The organism is Streptacidiphilus sp. P02-A3a (assembly GCF_014084105.1).
In the GTDB taxonomy this organism is placed as follows: domain Bacteria; phylum Actinomycetota; class Actinomycetes; order Streptomycetales; family Streptomycetaceae; genus Streptacidiphilus.
The window spans coordinates 4,684,752-4,701,593 of the sequence record NZ_CP048289.1 but is presented as its reverse complement, the minus strand read 5'-3'; the positions used below and the strand labels follow the sequence as shown (position 1 = coordinate 4,701,593).

General features: G+C 70.5%; 17 protein-coding genes. 13 read left to right on the top strand and 4 right to left on the bottom strand.

What is annotated here, in order from left to right:
• From GXP74_RS40625 to GXP74_RS20445, 10 genes are all read left to right on the top strand, one after another.
• Window positions 1-684 carry a hypothetical protein gene (locus GXP74_RS40625; protein ID WP_225448073.1) on the top strand — a complete coding sequence of 228 codons (684 nt, stop codon included), beginning with the start codon at window positions 1-3 and terminating at the stop codon, window positions 682-684.
• 650 nt (window positions 685-1,334) lie between these two features.
• Window positions 1,335-1,598 carry a hypothetical protein gene (locus GXP74_RS20490; RefSeq protein ID WP_182452888.1) on the top strand — a complete coding sequence of 88 codons (264 nt, stop codon included), beginning with the start codon at window positions 1,335-1,337 and terminating at the stop codon, window positions 1,596-1,598.
• On the top strand, window positions 1,595-2,143 hold the full coding sequence (locus GXP74_RS20485; RefSeq protein ID WP_182452887.1) for an ATP-binding protein: 549 nt from the start codon (window positions 1,595-1,597) through the stop codon (window positions 2,141-2,143). The genes GXP74_RS20490 and GXP74_RS20485 overlap by 4 nt, the downstream gene beginning before the upstream one ends.
• Before the next feature lie 108 nt (window positions 2,144-2,251).
• Window positions 2,252-3,442, top strand: coding sequence for a hypothetical protein (locus GXP74_RS20480; protein ID WP_182452886.1), 1,191 nt, complete (start codon window positions 2,252-2,254; stop codon window positions 3,440-3,442).
• On the top strand, window positions 3,439-3,765 hold the full coding sequence (locus GXP74_RS20475) for a hypothetical protein (protein WP_182452885.1): 327 nt from the start codon (window positions 3,439-3,441) through the stop codon (window positions 3,763-3,765). Before GXP74_RS20480 ends, GXP74_RS20475 begins: the two co-directional genes overlap by 4 nt.
• Window positions 3,758-4,714 carry a Scr1 family TA system antitoxin-like transcriptional regulator gene (locus GXP74_RS20470; protein WP_182452884.1) on the top strand — a complete coding sequence of 319 codons (957 nt, stop codon included), beginning with the start codon at window positions 3,758-3,760 and terminating at the stop codon, window positions 4,712-4,714. The genes GXP74_RS20475 and GXP74_RS20470 overlap by 8 nt, the downstream gene beginning before the upstream one ends.
• Window positions 4,715-4,922: 208 nt before the next feature.
• On the top strand, window positions 4,923-5,987 hold the full coding sequence (locus GXP74_RS20465) for a hypothetical protein (RefSeq protein WP_182452883.1): 1,065 nt from the start codon (window positions 4,923-4,925) through the stop codon (window positions 5,985-5,987).
• A 426-nt stretch (window positions 5,988-6,413) separates the two neighbouring features.
• Window positions 6,414-6,902, top strand: coding sequence for a PH domain-containing protein (locus GXP74_RS40615; protein WP_225448072.1), 489 nt, complete (start codon window positions 6,414-6,416; stop codon window positions 6,900-6,902).
• Window positions 6,903-7,238: 336 nt separating this feature from the next.
• On the top strand, window positions 7,239-7,853 hold the full coding sequence (locus tag GXP74_RS20450) for a histidine phosphatase family protein (RefSeq protein ID WP_182452880.1): 615 nt from the start codon (window positions 7,239-7,241) through the stop codon (window positions 7,851-7,853).
• Window positions 7,847-8,023 (top strand): hypothetical protein, encoded by a 177-nt coding sequence (locus GXP74_RS20445; protein ID WP_182452879.1) that lies wholly within the window; start codon window positions 7,847-7,849, stop codon window positions 8,021-8,023. Before GXP74_RS20450 ends, GXP74_RS20445 begins: the two co-directional genes overlap by 7 nt.
• A 3-nt stretch (window positions 8,024-8,026) precedes the next feature.
• Here the strand turns inward: GXP74_RS20445 and GXP74_RS20440 are convergent, their stop codons facing one another.
• Window positions 8,027-8,839 (bottom strand): radical SAM protein, encoded by an 813-nt coding sequence (locus tag GXP74_RS20440; RefSeq protein ID WP_182452878.1) that lies wholly within the window; start codon window positions 8,837-8,839, stop codon window positions 8,027-8,029.
• A gap of 215 nt (window positions 8,840-9,054) precedes the next feature.
• Window positions 9,055-9,243, bottom strand: a complete 189-nt coding sequence (locus GXP74_RS20435; protein ID WP_182452877.1) for a hypothetical protein — start codon at window positions 9,241-9,243, stop codon at window positions 9,055-9,057.
• 1,057 nt (window positions 9,244-10,300) lie between these two features.
• Here GXP74_RS20435 and GXP74_RS40605 point away from each other — a divergent pair.
• A complete protein-coding gene (locus tag GXP74_RS40605) occupies window positions 10,301-11,083 on the top strand; it encodes a DNA-binding protein (protein ID WP_225448650.1) in 783 nt (260 codons plus the stop codon).
• Window positions 11,084-11,095: 12 nt separating this feature from the next.
• Window positions 11,096-11,572, top strand: a complete 477-nt coding sequence (locus GXP74_RS20425; protein WP_182452875.1) for a hypothetical protein — start codon at window positions 11,096-11,098, stop codon at window positions 11,570-11,572.
• Between the two features lie 493 nt (window positions 11,573-12,065).
• Here GXP74_RS20425 and GXP74_RS20420 read toward each other — a convergent pair whose 3' ends face one another.
• Window positions 12,066-12,764, bottom strand: coding sequence for an IMP cyclohydrolase (locus tag GXP74_RS20420; RefSeq protein WP_225448071.1), 699 nt, complete (start codon window positions 12,762-12,764; stop codon window positions 12,066-12,068).
• A gap of 426 nt (window positions 12,765-13,190) precedes the next feature.
• Window positions 13,191-14,381, bottom strand: coding sequence for an ROK family transcriptional regulator (locus tag GXP74_RS20415; protein WP_182452874.1), 1,191 nt, complete (start codon window positions 14,379-14,381; stop codon window positions 13,191-13,193).
• A 546-nt stretch (window positions 14,382-14,927) separates the two neighbouring features.
• Here GXP74_RS20415 and GXP74_RS20410 point away from each other — a divergent pair.
• Window positions 14,928-16,820, top strand: coding sequence for an arabinofuranosidase catalytic domain-containing protein (locus GXP74_RS20410; protein ID WP_182452873.1), 1,893 nt, complete (start codon window positions 14,928-14,930; stop codon window positions 16,818-16,820).
• The last annotated feature ends 22 nt before the right edge of the window (window positions 16,821-16,842 follow it).

Genomic DNA, 16,842 nt, shown 5'->3' with positions numbered 1-16,842 from the left:
ATGCTGCTGCACTTCTGGCGCTGGCCGGTCCGCTCCGGTCCGCCCCTCGACCTCTACGACCTGCCTCCGGATGAGACCATCCAGCCCCGCTCCCTCGCCACCCTGCGGAAGGCCGTCGCCACCGCGAACAAGGTCGGGCAGGCAGCGAACTATGGACGGATAGCTACTCGGCTGCCCGCCCTCCTGGCCGAGCTCCACACGGCCGCCCACCTGTGGACCGGCCGCGACCAGGTAGAGGTGTGGGGACTGCTCGCCGAGGCGTACCGCCTGGGCCACACCTACGCCATCGCCATGCGGATGCCGGATCTCTCCGCTGTCGCTCTCACCCGCATGGACTGGGCCGCTGCGCAGGCCGGCGACCGGGCCCCCGGGCTGCGGGCCGCACGGGAGTACCTGCGGGTAACCGCCTACCTGCGTGAGAAGGACTACGCGGCCTGTGAGCGACTGAACGCATCCGGGGTCCGGTATCTCGACGGCACCGACGAGCGGACACCCGGTGCGTTGGTAGCTCGGGGACAGCTTCACCTCGGCGCTTCAGTCATCGCAGCCAGGCAGCATGACGACAGCGCCACCAAGCACCATCTCACCGAAGCCCAGCGGATGCCGAGCAGGTCGGCGAAGGGCACTGGCAGCAGTTCTGGTTTGGGTTCGGGGCAACGAATGTCCAAGTCCACCGCACCATGACGGCGGTCGAGGCCGGCGAGCCGGAGAAAGCCGTGAAGGCAGCGAAGAACCTCCACTTCCCCGCGGCTGGTTGCCGTCCCGGATCGGCCACCACCACATCGACATGGCCAGGGCCAAGGCCAGCATGGCCAGCACCTCGGAGCCCTGGAAGAACTGGAGCGTGCGGCCGAAGTTGCCCCGGAACAGGCCCGTCGGCACCCACTGGTCCGTGAAACCGTATTCGGCCTGGTCAGCGCCGAGAAGAAGCGTTCCGAGCGACTAGCCCGGTACGCCGCCTGGATCAACGTATAACGGCCCTGACCAGGCATTTAAGCCCCATCTTGGGACCATCCAGGGTGGGGCTTCGGCTTTCACATTTTGTGAAACATAGCCCCCTCAAAACGTGCTGACATGGAGTTACGTCACTCGCTGCCCCACTTCGGGCACGGCGAGCGGCGTGCAGTCCGCCCCCGTCTCCGGGCGTGAGTCGTCGAGGTACAGGAATTCACGCTGAGAAGGATCAAGGTCTGCTGCTCTCACGACTACTCACGCCCGATGCCCCAACGCTGAGTAGGCAATCCGGCTGGAATCAGTGCCTGACGCGCCAGATTGAGCCACCGAACCCCGGGACGGAAGAAGTCCTCCGTCCCGCGCTGCCCCCTGGAGTTCCCGTGTCATCGTCTCAGCCGCTCCCCCAGCGCAGGACGAGCAACCACCCCAAGATCCCGACCGACCTGGCTGTCGTGCAGGTCGAGTTACGCGTCCCCGGCTTCGATCTGTCCGGGGGTTTCGTGTCGGCGGCGCGGGTGGCGGCGGCAGCCGCGGTGCGCGGTGCGGCCGGGCCCGAGCCGCACCGGCACCTGCTGGAGCCGGAGGTGGACTTCTTCACCTCGGCGGGGCGGTCGTCGGCCGTCCAGGACGGCGAGCCGTCATGACGCCGCCCGACTGCGGTCAGGGGATCCGCTGGTCGGTACCGGCCACGGCAGCAGCGGTCGCCTTCACCCGGCGCCGGGTCGTGGCGCAGCTCCTGTTCTGGGGTTTCGGCCTCACGGAGGAGACGGCGGCCACCCTGGAGCTGCTGGTGACCGAGCTGGTGGCGAACGCGATCCAGCACGGGGAGGTCACCAGCGGGACCGTGGAGGTCGGTGTGGCGGCCCGGCCGGGGCGGGTGCTTGTGGTGGCGTCCGATTCCTCGCGGGTGGTGCCCCGCGCGCGGGGCGCCGGCGGCACTGAGGAGTCCGGGCGCGGCATGCAGCTGATCGAGGCCCTGGCCGACGACTGGGGGTGCGAACTGCGGGCCACCGGCAAGGACGTGTGGCTGGTCTTGAGCCTGCCCGAGGAAGCCGCCCCCGCGCCGACCGGCCCCAGCGCTGCTGCTGGCGCGCCGGACAACGCTGGGCACCGCGCTGTCAGTGCCCGACTGCCCCGGCCGGTACCGGTGGCCGCGCCGCTGTCCCACGCGGGACTGCGCGCCTCTTGATCTCCTGTGCGGCCGGGCGCCTGCCCGCCCCGGCCGCACAGGACACCACCCCCTTGGTCGGCGGTCGCTGCCGACCACCACCCATCACAAGACCGAATGAGGGCACCGATGCCGTCGACGACGATCACCGCAGTACGCTTGCGGGCCGACCTGGTCGAGAAGCTGGGGGCGTCCGGCGTGCTGCCGGGCCGCCTGCTGGACACGTTCTCGCTGCTGCCCCGGCACTGGTTCATGCCCCAGGTGATCTGGGCGCCGCTCGGCGGCGAGCCTTACCACCGGTTCGACCGGGCGCGGGACCCCGAGGGATGGATGCGGGCCGCCTACCAGGACTCCTACGCGGTGGTGCGGTGGGAGCCGGGTACGGGCAGCGAGCCGGACTCTCGGACGCAGGTGACCAGCTCGGTGCCGCGCCCGCACGCGGTGGCTCGGCTGCTGACGGATCTGGAGCTGGAGTACGGGCACCGGGTGTTGGAGCTGGGCGGCGGTACCGGCTGGACGGCTGCGTTGATCTCGCAGCATCTGCCCGACTCCCGGGTGACCTCGGTCGAGGTCGATGCCGCGCTGTCCGAGCAGGCGGAAGTGAACACCACCAAGGGCGGCCGAGAATATCTGCGCGTGGCGAACGTGGTCGGTGACGGTGCCGAGGGCTGGCCGGGCCGGGCGCCGTACGACCGGGTGGTGTCCGGGTACGCGGTGTCCTCGGTGCCTGCGGCGTGGGTGGACCAGACCGCGCCCGGCGGCATCATCGTGACGCCCTGGTGCACGAGCTGGGGCGCGTGGGGCACGCTGAAGGCGCGGGTGGCCGCCGACCGGTCGGCCGAGGGCCGGTTCGCCGGCCACGGGTCGTTCCTGCCGGAGCGCCGTGAGCTGCGCCACGATCCGGTGCTGCCCCGCGCGGACGCCGGCGAGCCCTGCGGGAGCGGCCTGGACATCTGGAGTGTCCTGCGGGACGACGACGAGCGGTTCGTCATGGGTGCGCGACTGCGGGACGTCGCGTTCCTGCGGGAGCAGCCGGATGCGGGTAGCCCGGTGGCGCGGGTGTGGCTGCACACGGCGGACTGGGAGTCGTGGGTGCGCTTCGACCTGGACGGTGCGGGTCAGGCGGGCGCGCAGGTGCGGCGGTTCGGTCCTCGTGGGCTGCTGCGCGAGGTCGAGTCCGTGCACCAGTGGTTCGAGGCGCGGAACCGGCCGGGCCTGGAGCGTTTCGGGTTGACGATCACCCCCGAGGGCAAGCAGTCGATGTGGTTCGACGACCCGCGTAGCGCGGTGTTCGCGCGGGTCGGGGGTGCCCGGTCGTGACCGCGTTACGTGAGTGGCGGTACGACCGGGTCCTGGCGCCGGTGCCCGATTCCGCGCTGGGCCCGGTGCTGACTCCACGGACACGCCGCAGCGATGACCGGCTGGAGGTCATGCTGCTGGTCTTCCTCGGCGGCCGAGCGCGGCGGTTGCTGCTGGGCGCCCAGGGGCCGTGCTGCCTGGACGGCCGCGCGGCGGCCGACCTACACCGCAGCCTGCTGCTGGCCGCGAACCCCACCTGCCTGGATGACGGCCTGGCGGCCGTCATCGCCGCGTATCGGGGCGCCGACGGGGCCCCGGGTGGGGTGGGCCGCGGCCATGGGTGAGCGCGATGCCCTGGTCCCGGCCGCGTACGTGGTGATCGGGGCCCAGATGTACATCCTGCGCAAGCGCAGCGGCCTGAGTCAGGACGAGGCCGCGCGGCACCTGGGTCTGCGGTTCGCCGTGGTCTCACGGCTGGAGCGTGGGATGGTGGGCCTGCCTCGCGGGCGGGTCAGCCAGTTGTGCGTCCTCTACCGGGCCTCGACCGCCGAGCGCGGGGCACTGCTGCGGATGTGGGACCAGGTGCGGTCCGGCACCGACCCGCACACGTGCACCGACCACGGCCCCGGCTGGCTTGAGCGGGCCGCGTACTTGGAGCGGCGGGCATCACGGGTCAGGTTCGGGTGCACCTCCATCATCCCGGGCATGTTCCAGACCGACGCGTACGCGCAGGGCCTGCGGGGCAAGGTCAACGGGGTCTGGCACCGGGATCCCGGCAACCCGTCGGCCGCAGCCAGACCGATCCCTCTGCGCAGGCGCGGACCGCGCTTCGATCCCGTGAGCGTGGTGCTGAACGGGGCTGTCCTGACCCTGGCCGAGGCCGAGCCGGACATCATGATCCCCCAGATCGCTGTCCTGCGGCGCGCGGTCACCCTGGGCATGGCCGTGATCCGGGTGCTGCCGCAGTACCGGGAGCGGACAGCCCAGGGTTCCCACGTCAGTGAGTTGACCCTGTCGAGCGGGTCGGGGCCCATCGTGGTGTCGATGCGGGAGACCAGCGCCGGTGCCCACTACGTCAGCGACCCGACGCGGATCCGGGACCTGGCGGCGGCCCTGGACCAGCAGGAGCTGGTCGCCGCCAGCCCGGCCCGCAGCCTGGAGCAGCTGCGGGCGCTCCAGCAGACCCTGCGCGCCACCCGGGCTGCTGCGCGGCGGCCCCCCACCTGGCACCCCGGCGGACGCCGCCAGGACCCGCGCGCGGACCTGACGGGCCCGTTGCCGGACGGCTGCTGACCGTCCTTCGTTCCCCGCCGGCTCGACTTCTGATGAGAGCACTTTGTCCGAGACATCCAATGTGCCCCTGACGGTCCGTGAGATCGTTGAGTGGTACGAAGGCGGTTGCGCCATCCGCACCATCGCAGAGCGGTGCTCGTGCGGAGAGCAGCCAATACGCCGCATTCTGCGCCAGCAGGGAGTGCCGCTGAGGGGCCGGGCGGGCGCGTTGACCATCGCTCGCCAGTACGTGGCTCGGCTGCCCAAGACGCTGATCTCGCTGCTGTACAGCAATCCGCAGGACCAGTGGAGCATGCAGGAGCTGGCCACGTTCTTCGGTGTGTCCCCGGCAACGATCCAGAGGATCCTGGACGCCCAGGGCACACCGAAGCGGCCCCGCTCGACAAAGCGCCGGGGGCCGACGTCCTACCGGAGCCCGGGTGACAAGAAGGTGCGGACGCTCCAGGAGGACCTGGAACGCCGGTACGACGAGGTCGGCGAGACGCTGGCGGACCTGGCCCACCTCTACCAGATCGACTACCGCCTGCTGAAGAGCGAGATCGAGCGCTGGCGGACCCCCGAACGGCCCCGTGCCGAGTCCCAGCGCGCCATGCACCGCCAGCTCGCCGAGTTGGGCGACTTCAGCGTCCGCACACGGATCGTGGAGATGTTCACGCAGGGGTCGGACGCCGGGACGATCGCTGAGCGGTACGGCGTAGGCGAGATGGCCGTCCGGCGGGTCCTGGGCGGCATGGGCGCGCTGACGTTCGCCGAGGCCCAGGACGAGGTGATCCCGGCCGCGCCCGCGCCGGAGCAGCTGTCAGCCCGGGCCTGGACCATCCTGCGCAGCACGGCGGTGGGCATCCCACGCGCCGAACTGGCGGAGCAGCTTCACATCACGCCCCCGGCCATCGTCAGGAACTTCTACCGGATCACGACGTACTTCGGCGCGCAGTGCACACGGGAGGCGATAGCCCGGGCCGTGGAGACCGGTCAGATCGACCGCGCCAACGTCCTGGCGTCCACGCATCCCACCGTGCCCCCCGAGCGCCTGCCCGAACCGGTGCAGCAGGTCGTCGCCGGGTGGCTCATGGCGCGTACAGCCCGGCAGATCGGGGACGAGCAGGGCCTTTCCGCGCGCACCGTCGTGCAGCGGGTCGGGCAGTTGCGGCGGCTCACCGGCTCCCGAAGCCAGGACCACTGCGCGGCGATCATCGCCGCCGTGGGCTACACCAGCCACCCGACACGTGCCGCGGCCACTCCCGCAGCTGACCGGAAAGGACGACGATCATGATCCCGGGCTACGGAGCACCGTGTGCCGAGCATCCCGGGTACAGCAGGTGCCGGTCGCCGCACGCGCGGGCAGCCGCCGTCTGTGCCGAGCTGTCCGGCCGCGATGAGGGCCGGCCGGTCGACCGGGCACTCGTGGAGCGGCTCCTGCGCGCCGATCCGACGCTGCGCCAGTCGGCGCAGCTGCGGTACGAGTTCGGACGCCAGGCGGTGGTGGACGCCGCGCTCGGCGGGATCCGCCAGTACGTGGACCTGGGCTGCGGCTACCCGCCGCCGCGACGGCCGCGCCGCTCGGCTAGTGCTCTTACCGGGATGGTTCGCCGGGTTACCGACACGCCCGGCTGGTGGCCAAGGGTCTGTTCCGAGCCGCATCGACTGGCGACACGGTCGGCCGAGGACTGGTTCCTATGGTTCTGGCTAGCATGTGCGCGTGACCGAGTCCCGCATAGCATTCAGCCGGAGGGAGCGGCGTTCCGCGTTGCTCGCCTTTGGTGTCCTGACTCTCCTGATGGGGGCGTGGGCGCTGTACATGGTCTTCGCTGCGCATGCAGCGGCGCGGTGGTTCTTGCCCGCGCTGCTCGCAGTTATCTGGTTTCCATGTGCCTTCTACATGGTCAACCGGATGTTCGGCGTGACCGAACTGGCACCCGAAGGCATGCGGCTGCGGACGCTGGTGAGCCGTCGACGCATTCCTTGGAGTGACGTCACCATGGTCGAAGCCCAGCGTCGGTCAGGACGGGGAGGATCGTGGTGGGTCGTACGTGTCCACCTGCTGCATGGTCGTCCGGTGGTGCTTCCTGGAGCGATGCAGTCACAGCGGGGCCAGAACGAATCGGGCTTCCGGACGAGCGTTGACACGATCTGCTCGCACTGGCGGCAGGCCACTGGCCGTACCGATCAGCCGGTCTACAAAGACTAGCGGGCCCGCTTTGGTTCGCCGGGTAGCGTCAGGCTGAGGGGTGCGGGGGCCGTCCACCCCAGCGGATACCCTTCTCGCTGCGTATGCGGGCGCGTTCCCTGCGTTCGGCGGCCAGGACGTCGTGGTGGCGGGCGTTGGCGTTGCGCCAGCGCGAGTAGGCGTGAAGTGCCCGGGGGAAACGATCACCGCACGTCCGGGAAGCGATCTCCGCCACCTCGACGTACTCGCCGTCCAGCGCCGTGAACGCGCCCGCATCCGCAGCGAGAAAGGCATCCACTGGGGGGGTCGCCCACTCGCCGACATCGCCTGACCTGTCGAGAACATCTGGGAGCCCTGATGGCAGTCGAGATCGTCTACGATACGCACGCCACCACCACCGACAACGAGGCCGACATCGCCACCGGCTGGCTCCCGGGCCGGCTCTCGGAACTGGGCCGCCGCCAGGCCCGTGAGCTGGGCGAGCGCCGGCCGGGCGATGGCTTCGCGGCTGTGTTCACCTCCGACCTACAACGCGCCGTCCAGACAGCCCAGATCGCGTTCCCCGGCGGTCGGCCCCCGATCCACCAGGACATCCGACTGCGGGAGTGCAACTACGGCGACCACAACGGAAGCCCGGTCTGCCTTGTCGCCGCCCAGCGAGCCCAGCACATCGACAATCCATTCCCCGGCGGTCAGAGCTACCGCCAGGTCGTCACCGCCACCGATGCCTTCCTCCATGACCTCGCCACCGAATGGAACGGCAGCAGGATCCTGGTGATCGCCCACTCGGCCAACCGATGGGCACTGGAACACTTGCTGTCCCGGCTGCGGATGGTCCCGGTCCAAGCCGCTGTCCTCGAACCCCCACTCGCCCCGGCCCGCTCCGTCCTGGCGGGACAGGCCGACCACCCTGCCGTCCCTGACGCAGCCGACCAGCCGACCAGCCGACCGACGGGAATGCCGCTGTGCTGAAGATTCCGACCGACCTGGACCGCCTGCACCCGAACGAGATCACCGGATGGTTGAACAGCGTCGCGGACGACGAGACGGTGACTGCCCAGGAGTGGAGCGCGGCGCAGCGCGCTGTCGCGGTCGCCCTGGGCGTCCCGGAAGCGTCCCTGGCACCGGCCGGCCAGGAGTAGGGCTCAGGGTGCTGGTCGGTTGGACCGCCGGCAGCGCGCCGTCCCGCGACCCGACTCGCAGTTCGCCAGCGGCTTGGAGTCGTTGGGGAACCGAATGTGGACCAAGTCCATGGTGTCGCTGGCGAACGGCGTCGTCAGGTCGTGGATGTGCCGCATGTGGTCGTCCGGCTGGGCCAGCTTGCCCTGGCTCTTGACCCCGCGCCCCATGCTCGACAGCGGGTTCATCAGCACGTACGAGGCCCCCTGCTCGGTGGCGAAAGCGCACAGCTGGGCGTACTCCTCGTCCTCGGCCAGACTGTTCGGGGTGCACAGCAGCCCCTGGAGCAGACCGGCGGCGGCGAACTTCCGCACGGTGTCCACGGTGACCTGGAACGAGGCCCGGTCGCCCCGGAACTTGCCGTGGGAGTCGGCGGCGAAGCCGTCCAACGAGACGTTGACGTGCACCCCCCCGATCTCGACCAGGGCGGCGATGGTGTCGTCCGTGGCCAAGGTGGCGTTGGTGCACAGGCCCACCCCCATGCCCGCCTCGCGGAAGGCCCGCACCACGTCCAGGAAATCCGCGTGCAGGAACGGCTCGCCGCCGGTCAGGGTCACCCGGTTCACGCGGGCGGCCAGGAGCTGGGGGATGACGTGCGACCGGATCAGGTCCAGGGGCATCGTGGCTCCGTCCTTCAAGGCGGACACGAAGCAGTGCGCGCACCCCAGGTTGCAGGGCTCGTGGATCTGGATCAGCGCCTTGCGGTTGGGGTGATCGACCGAGGTCCGGAAGTAGCAGGACGTGGCCTGGTCTGCGCTGACAATGCTCCGAGCGGTCATGACGGCTACCTCGATCTGGTCGAAGGCGGGTCACCCCTTCCAGGATCGCCCCGTCGGGGCCGGTCCGGGGGGTGAGTTCCGGGAAGGGTGCGGCGACCCCGCCGCAGGGGAGCGAAAGCCCGGAGCCGCCGCGTCCGCCCGGGGTACGCCGGCGGAGCTTGGTGAAGGGGTGCCCGGCCGTGTCGTCCGCCAGGGCTTGCGGCCGGGCACCCCGCTCATGGGGCCGGTCGGGTCTCCGGCTCGGGTCCTCGGTGGCGCTCGCACCGGCAGACGGGCCAGTGGCCCAGCGAGTAGATGCCGGAAGGCCGGTAGTCGCTCTCGACGGCCTGGGAGCTGACCTCGACCCACTCGCCAGCGACGGTCTCCTTCTTCACCCGGATGGTCATGGCATGCCGTGCGATCACGGGCGGTTCATCGGTCATCACGGCCGCCCCGCCTTCTCGTACCGATACCGGCGACGCCACGCCTGCCAACCGCGCCACTGCTCCAGCTGGAACCTGTGTGCCATAGGCCGATCAGTCATGGCACGCCTCGCTGGACTCCCGGACGTCCTCGCCGTGCCCGGACGGCCAAATCCTCAGCTGTCCCGCGAACGGGTTCCCCACCAGGCAGGGTTCTCCCGGTGCACGTTCGGTTGCCTCCTGCGGGTCGGACCATGCAGTCCAGTCCGAGGCGTCTGCGAGCTGGGTGCTGCGTACCCGGTCGGCGGGCATCCGGCGCGGAAGGGGTGGTGGTGATGTCACGGGCGGGACTCCTGGCGGACGTGGGAGGTGGCTGCCGCCGCCCGGCCCCAACGGGGGATGTGGCCGGACGGCGGCGCTTCGGGACAGCCCTCCGGGGGAACGAGGAGACTCGTTGGCCAGCTTCGGAAGCCGCTGACGTCCAGTCAAAATCCTTAGCCGTCCGTGGGACCATCGCCGATGCGGCGACCGCATACGGATATGCGCGGAGCGGGTACCGATGCGGTCGCCAGCGGGTCGAAACTCGTAACGTGGGGGGTAGACGGTGGATTGGCGGGCAGCAGCCAGGGAGGCATCTCGCGCCGGGAACTACGGCAAGGTCATCGAGTTGGCCCGCAAGTCAGCACGGATGACCCAGCAACAGTTAGGGGAGGCATGTGGGCTCTCGCAATCGGCGGTCTCCCGACTGGAGAAGCGAGGCTCGGGCTCGTACGCCACGGACCTCCTCGCGGCGGCGTCCGCCCACCTGGATATCCCGGCCGCAATGGTCGGGCTCGCTGAACCCAGCGGGATCGCAAGAGATGGAACCGAGCAGGTGGAACGCCGAGAATTTCTAGGCGGAGTGGCCGCTGCGGCAGCCGCACCCGCCCTGGCGGTACTGCCTGAGCTGCACGAGGCCGCGCACCAGCAGAGCGCGGCACTGCGGCTGAACACGACCGCATACCGGCGCTTGGACGGTTCGACGCCATCGCGGGACCTCGCAGAGCCCGTACATGCCCATATGAGACTGATCCAGTCCCTCGCCCAGTCGGCCCCCGCCGGTCAGCGACCCCGGCTGGCGGGTGTCGGCAGCGAGGCCGCTAGCCTGGCGGCATGGCTGGCCTGGGACATGGGCGACAACGGATCAGCCCGCACCTGGTACGGCTCGGCGATCAAAGCAGCCCGGTCGGCCGGAGACTCGCTGCTGGCCGCCTACCAGATCGGCAGCCTCGCGCAGTTCGAGGCGCACGCCGGTAACGGCGCGCAGGCCCTGACCCTGGCCAGTGCTGCCCGGCGGTCCCTGGGTCCGCAGCGTCCGGCTATCGCTGACGCGTGGCTCTCCTCGGTCGAGGCCCTGGCCCACGCCGCTGCCGGCGACCAGCGCGCCGCCGACCGTGCCCTGATCCGCAGCCGGGCGACAGCCGAACGCCTGCCGCTGGAGGGGCCGCCTCCGTGGCCCTGGGTCTTCGTGTTCGATGAGGCCAAGGTCGCTGCCTGCCGGGTCACCTGCGGTGCCCGCCTGGGCCTGGCGGACTGGGTGCTCACCGCAGACACCGCCGCTCTCGCCACCGGCCACGCCAAGCAGCGCGCCCTGGTGGTCCTCGATATCGCCGCCGGTCACCTTGCTGCCGGACGGGTAGAGGCCGCCTTCGCCCTCGCGTCACGCGCGCTGGACACCGGCATCGAGTACCGATCCGGCCGGATCGTGGAACGGGCTCGGACCGTCCGCCGATCCATCACCAGTACCTCGCCACCGAAGGTGGTCAGGGAGTTCGATGAGCGCCTGCACGGCGTCTATTTGTAGGAGGGGCATCTGATGCGCGTTGGGATCACTGGCCACCGTGGACTGACCGCCGAGGTCGAGGAGCAGGTCCGACAGCTCCTGGCCACGGCCATAGACGGCTACGTCGCCGGGGAGCTGGTCGCGGTGTCGTGCATAGCGGACGGCCCGGACAGCTGGTTCGCCCAGGCCGCCCTGGACCACGGCGGACGTCTGGAAGCCGTCATCCCCGCCGAGGAGTACCGCGACAGCCTCCCCGACTGGCACCACCCTGTGTACGACGCGCTCCTGGTCCGCGCCGCTGAGGTCCACCACACCGGCCTGACCGCTTCCGACTCGAACGCACACATGGCGGGCAGCGAGGTCCTCGTAGGACTCGCAGACGAGCTACTGGCCGTGTGGGACGGGAAACCGGCCGGAGGCTACGGAGGCACCGCTGACGTGGTGGCCTACGCCGAGCGCATGGGCGTGCCAGTGCGAGTCCTCTGGCCGCAGGGAGCGACGCGGTCATAGTGGAGTTCCCGATCGGCGGCGGTTCTCACCCAGGGTTAGCGCCGGCCGGACCCGGGGTGATCGTGCCGAAGACAGGCCCGAAGGCTCAACCTCGCCAGAGAATCACGCTGCGGTGGCAATTGCCCTGGGCCAGGTCGGCGCTGACCCAGGGCAAGGACGACAGCGATCGACGATCATGATCCCGGGCTACGGAGCACCGTGTGCCGAGCATCCCGGGTACAGCAGGTGCCGGTCGCCGCACGCGCGGGCAGCCGCCGTCTGTGCCGAGCTGTCCTACCGCCACGAGGGCTACCCGGTCGAGCGGGCACTCGTGGAGCGGCTCCTGCGCGCCGATCCGACGCTGCGCCAGCGGGGCAGCTGCGGTACGAGTTCGGACGCCAGGCGGTGGTGGACGCCGTGCTCGGCGGGATCCGCCAGCCGCGTCCCTGTTCCTGAAGTGGCTCTTGCCGCGGGGACGTCCGGCACCGAGCTCGGAATCGGCGCCGGGCAATCGTCAGACGCGAGTCTCGGCTGCTTGTCGAATGTCGGCGCTCGCGAGCCCTCCGGGCGCGAAGACCGCCGCCGCGATCCGGAGTTCGGGTGGCAGGGCCGACCACAGCTCGTCCAGCAGGTCGGTGCGGTTGTCCTCGGTTGTCCGGACCTCCGTGAAGGGGGCGCCGGTAGCGATACCTTGCCTGTCGGAGTGATAGGTCGTCATGAGCACTCCCTCACCAGGAGCCAGGTCGCTGACGTGGAGGGTGAGCCGGTTGGTGGCGGCGCGGCTCCCCGTGCTGTGCCGGGCGGCGCCGAACCATGCCTGACCGCCCTCGTGGTTGTCCGCGATTACCGTCAGGCGTGGAGTGAAGATCGGCGGGTCTGGTTCGTAGTCCAGCTCGTCCAGGGCCAGGATCGGGGCCAGCCCCGAACCGAGGCGGTCGGAGACCGTGGAGACCTGCTCCCCGTTGCCGAAGATCAGCAAGTCCCCGCTCTGACGGGCGGCAACGTAGTGCCGAAGATGGTCATGCTGGCGCGCGTCCGCAGGGGCGACGATCAGCTCGTCTCCGGCGGTGCGCTGCAGGGTGCGGGCCTGGGACGCGGGACTGCGCCCGGTGAGGAAGTAGGCGCCGAGCATGGTGCCGTCGCCGGTCCTGCACCACAGCACGCCGCGGCCTGGGTAGTGATTGCCCGTCAGTGCATCTCTCAGCAAGGTCACGTGTGTTTCAGCCCCCTGCTTCATGGCCTCGCGTCGCGTGGCCGGCGGTGAATGCCCACATGGATCAGGGGAGACTCCAACGGCCGACAGTGCGGTGGTCGGATCCCCGCGTCCCACGTGGGGATTATCGCAGAGCTTGATCTACTACGCGATCGTAGGTGCCGCGGTACAGGCGAGCGTCGCGCTTCGCCGGTGCCACGCCCACTTGCCGCATATGCAGACCATGAGGCACACGACTGCCGCACCCGGACCCGCCCACCACGGCCAACCCGGAGACAGCACCTTGACCAGCGCGGTCACCGCGCCCCAAAACCTGCTCCGGCCATCTGATCGGCAACCACCACCGGACTGACACGACGTCACCGACGGCAACCCCACTGGCACCGAACGGGCATGTCGCAGGGAGACGGCACGCACGAGGAAGGGTCAGGCGGGTAGTTCGTGCGGGTCGGCGCCGCTGGTGAGGGCCAGCAGGTGGGGTGCCTGGGCGAGCACCCGCCCGGCCGCGCCGCGCACCTCGGCCCGCGGGCCGAGTTCGCCGGCCACGATCCGGACCTGGGCACCGGCGTGCGGCAGCGCGTGCCGGGCGATGGCGAGCCGCATCGATTCGAACAGGGGCTCGCCGATCGCGGCCAGGTCGCCGCCGACGACGATCAACTGCGGGTTGATCAGGGTGACCACGCCCGCCAGGGCACGTCCCACCGCCGCCCCGGCGTCCTCCACGGCCCGCCGGGCCCCCGCCCGGTTCTCCCTGAGCAGCCCCGGCAGCTCGTCGGGGGCGACCGGGTGGTCCCAACTGTCGCGCAGCAGACGGGCGATGGCTATCGGGCTGGCGATGGTCTCCAGGCAGCCGCGGTTGCCGCAGCGGCAGATCAGGCCGTCCTCGATCGCCAGCAGGTGCCCGATCTCCCCGGCCAGACCGCTGACGCCGAGCAGCAGCTGCCCGGCGGCCACGATGCCGGCGCCGATACCGGCGGACAGGCGTACGTAGACCATGTTGTCGATGCCCCGGCCGGCGCCGTAGAGGTGCTCGGCCAGGGCCCCGGCGTTGGCGTCGTTGATCAGCTGGCTGGGGATTCCGGTGCGCCGCTCCAGCTCGTGCCCCGGCCGCACGTCGGTCCAGCCGGGCATGATCCCCTCGGCGACCATGGCGCCGTCCCCGCCGACGGGGGAGGCGATCCCGACGCCGAGGCCGAGCACCCGCTCGATCGGGGCGTCGCACTCCCGCAGCGCCTGGTGGACCAGCTCGGCGGCCAGGTCGAGGGTGGCCTGCGGGGCCCGGTCGACTTCGACGGCCTCGACGTGGTCCCAGACGGGTACGCCGTACAGGTCGCACAGCGCGACGCGGACGTGGGTGTGGCCGATGTCCGCCCCTACCGCGTACGCGGCGGTCGGTTGCAGGGTCAGCACCTGCGCGGGCCGGCCCAGCGAACGGTTCTCCGGCTCGGCCGACCCGCTCTCCTCGCGGACCAGGCCGGAGGCGATCAGGTCGGTGACGAGGGCGTAGACGGTCGCTCGGGACAGCTTGGTCAGCCGCACCAGCTCCGGCCGACTGGTCCCGCCGGTGGCGTGCAGCGCCTGCAGGACCCGCAGTCGGCCTTCGTCTCGAAGGTTCATGTGCGTCGGAATGGAAGGCTCCCCGGAAGGTAGGCGCCGCAACGAGATGCTCGCATCGTAGGGGCTCGTCAGGCCCCCTGCGGGCCCGCCTCCGCGCGGGCCCGCGAGCGCAGGCCCGCGAGCGCACCGTGCCGCTCTCCCGCGGCCGACGCCGTCCGCTGACCACCAATTCTCCGTCTTTGAACTTAACTCTAGGCGGACGATCGCCAGACGTCCAAGGGGAAGTCCGGAGTCAGTCGTATCGGAGGTCAGCTGCTGGGCTCGCCGCTGACGGCCTGGTGCACCACCAGCTCTGGGTTTTTGGATACCAGGGCATGTCACGATCCTTGGCATTTTCCTTGACTTCTTCCTGGAGCAGTCTGAATATGTGTGCTGCGCCGGATGATACGAATCGTCTACCTGGTCGTCTTCCCACGGCGCGCGTTCCACCCCGCTCCGAGGCACCGGAAGCGGAACCCCACGGCGGCCCGGTCGGCCTCGCGAGTCAGGCGCGACCGACCGGGCCGTCCCACGACGCGATCGGCCGCCCCGGCCTGGAGGTTCACCATGTCCTCGTTACGTGTGACCTGGCGCAGGCTGCGGCTGGCAGTCGTGTTGCTGCTGGTGGCGGTGATCGCCGTACCCGCCCTCGGGGCGGTGGCGCCCGCCTCGGCCGCCGCGTCGTCCCTGCCCTGCGACGTCTACGCCGCCGGCGGTACACCGTGCGAAGCGGCGTACAGCATGACCCGGGCCCTGTTCGCGGCCTACGACGGACCGCTGTACCAGCTCCAGCGAACCTCCGACGGCAGCTACCTGAACATCGGTCCGGGATCCACCGGCGGGGTGGTCGACTCCGCCCCGCAGGTCTCGTTCTGCTCCGGCACGAGCTGCACCGTCACCGAGATCTACGACCAGACCTCCAACGGCAACAACCTGCCCATCTCGCAGGGCACCGCCTGCTCGGGCTGCTCGGGCGGGATCGCGGGCCCCGGTCCGAACGGCTCGGACATCGGTTCGCCCGCGATGGCGCTGCCGGTGACGGTCGACGGCCGGCCCGCGTACGGCGCCCTGTTCGACGCCCAGGGCACCGGGTACCGCATTGACGACGCGAAGAACGTGCCCACCGGCTCGCAGCCCGAGGGCGTCTACCTGATGACCTCCTCGAACGTCACCAGCAACGGCTGCTGCTTCGACTTCGGCTCGGGCGAGGCGAACGACAGCGACGACGGCAACGCCACCATGAACGCGATCTACTACGGCACCGACTGCTGGACCCAGAACTGCAGCGGCCCCGGTCCGTGGGTGGGCGGCGACCTGGAGAACGGCATGTACTTCAGCGACACCGGTGCCAACCCCTCGTCCATCCCCGCCGAGAGCGGCTCGTTCGTCTCCGCCTGGGAGAAGAACAACGGGACGACCAACTTCACCCTGAAGTACGGCAACGGGCAGCAGGGCGGGCTGACCGAGTCCTATTCGGGAGCGTTGCCCAGCGGCTACGACCCGATGAAGGTCCAGCCCTCCATCGAGTTGGGCACCGGCGGGGACAACAGCATCTGGGGCGACGGTGAGTTCTTCGAGGGCGCCGTCACCGCCGGATACCCCTCCGACGCGACGGAGAACGCGGTCCAGGCCGGCCTGGTCGCGGCCGGGTACTCCCACAACGTCACCGACGTGCCGACCACCGCGTCCGTGGTCAGCCTCAAGGCCCACGCCAACGGCGACTACGTGGACTCCGCCGGCAGCGGCACCTCGCTGATCGCCAACTCGACCAGCATCGGCGCCGACCAGACCTTCGACCTGCTCACCAACCCGGACGGCACGGTGAGCCTGCGGGCGCACTCCGACGGCGACTACGTCACCGCGCCGAACGCCGGAGCCGCGCCACTGATCGCCGGCAGCACCGCGATCGGGTCGGCGGAGACCTTCGACCTGATCGACAACCCCGACGGCAGCGTCAGCTTCCGGGCGCACGCCAACGGTGACATCGTGACCGCCGACAACGCCGGAGCCTCGCCACTGATCGCCAACCGGACCGCGATCGGCCCCTGGGAGGAGTTCGACGTCGTCCGCGACACCGTGCCCGTCAGCTTCCGGGCGCACGCCAACGGTGACATCGTGACCGCCGACAACGCCGGGGCCTCGCCGCTGATCGCCAACCGGACCGCGGTCGGCCCCTGGGAGACGTTCGACCTGATCGGCGACCCCGACGGCAGTGTCAGCCTGCTCGCCCGGGCGAACAACGAGTACGTCACCGCGGGCGCTTCGGCGCTGATCGCCAACAGCGCCTCGATCGGATACGCGCAGGAGTTCAGCCTGATCGACAACGCGGACGGCAGCGTCAGTCTCAAGGCACACGCCAACGGCGAGATCGTCACCGCGGACGGCGCCGGGGCCGACCCGCTGATCGCCAACCGGTCCGCCATCGGCCCCTGGGAGGAGTTCGACCTGATCGACGACTGATCCCCCGCCCGCGGGGGCCCTG

What these genes read in the sequence shown, in the direction of transcription:
- GXP74_RS40625 (WP_225448073.1), top strand. Translation starts at nt 1, where the DNA reads ATGCTGCTGCACTTCTGGCGCTGGCCGGTCCGCTCCGGTCCGCCCCTC.
- GXP74_RS20450 (WP_182452880.1), top strand. Translation starts at nt 7,239, where the DNA reads ATGGCAGTCGAGATCGTCTACGATACGCACGCCACCACCACCGACAAC.
- GXP74_RS20470 (WP_182452884.1), top strand. Translation starts at nt 3,758, where the DNA reads ATGGGTGAGCGCGATGCCCTGGTCCCGGCCGCGTACGTGGTGATCGGG.
- GXP74_RS20480 (WP_182452886.1), top strand. Translation starts at nt 2,252, where the DNA reads ATGCCGTCGACGACGATCACCGCAGTACGCTTGCGGGCCGACCTGGTC.
- GXP74_RS20425 (WP_182452875.1), top strand. Translation starts at nt 11,096, where the DNA reads ATGCGCGTTGGGATCACTGGCCACCGTGGACTGACCGCCGAGGTCGAG.
- GXP74_RS20440 (WP_182452878.1), bottom strand. Translation starts at nt 8,839, where the DNA reads ATGACCGCTCGGAGCATTGTCAGCGCAGACCAGGCCACGTCCTGCTAC.
- GXP74_RS20485 (WP_182452887.1), top strand. Translation starts at nt 1,595, where the DNA reads ATGACGCCGCCCGACTGCGGTCAGGGGATCCGCTGGTCGGTACCGGCC.
- GXP74_RS20410 (WP_182452873.1), top strand. Translation starts at nt 14,928, where the DNA reads ATGTCCTCGTTACGTGTGACCTGGCGCAGGCTGCGGCTGGCAGTCGTG.
- GXP74_RS20415 (WP_182452874.1), bottom strand. Translation starts at nt 14,381, where the DNA reads ATGAACCTTCGAGACGAAGGCCGACTGCGGGTCCTGCAGGCGCTGCAC.
- GXP74_RS40605 (WP_225448650.1), top strand. Translation starts at nt 10,301, where the DNA reads ATGAGACTGATCCAGTCCCTCGCCCAGTCGGCCCCCGCCGGTCAGCGA.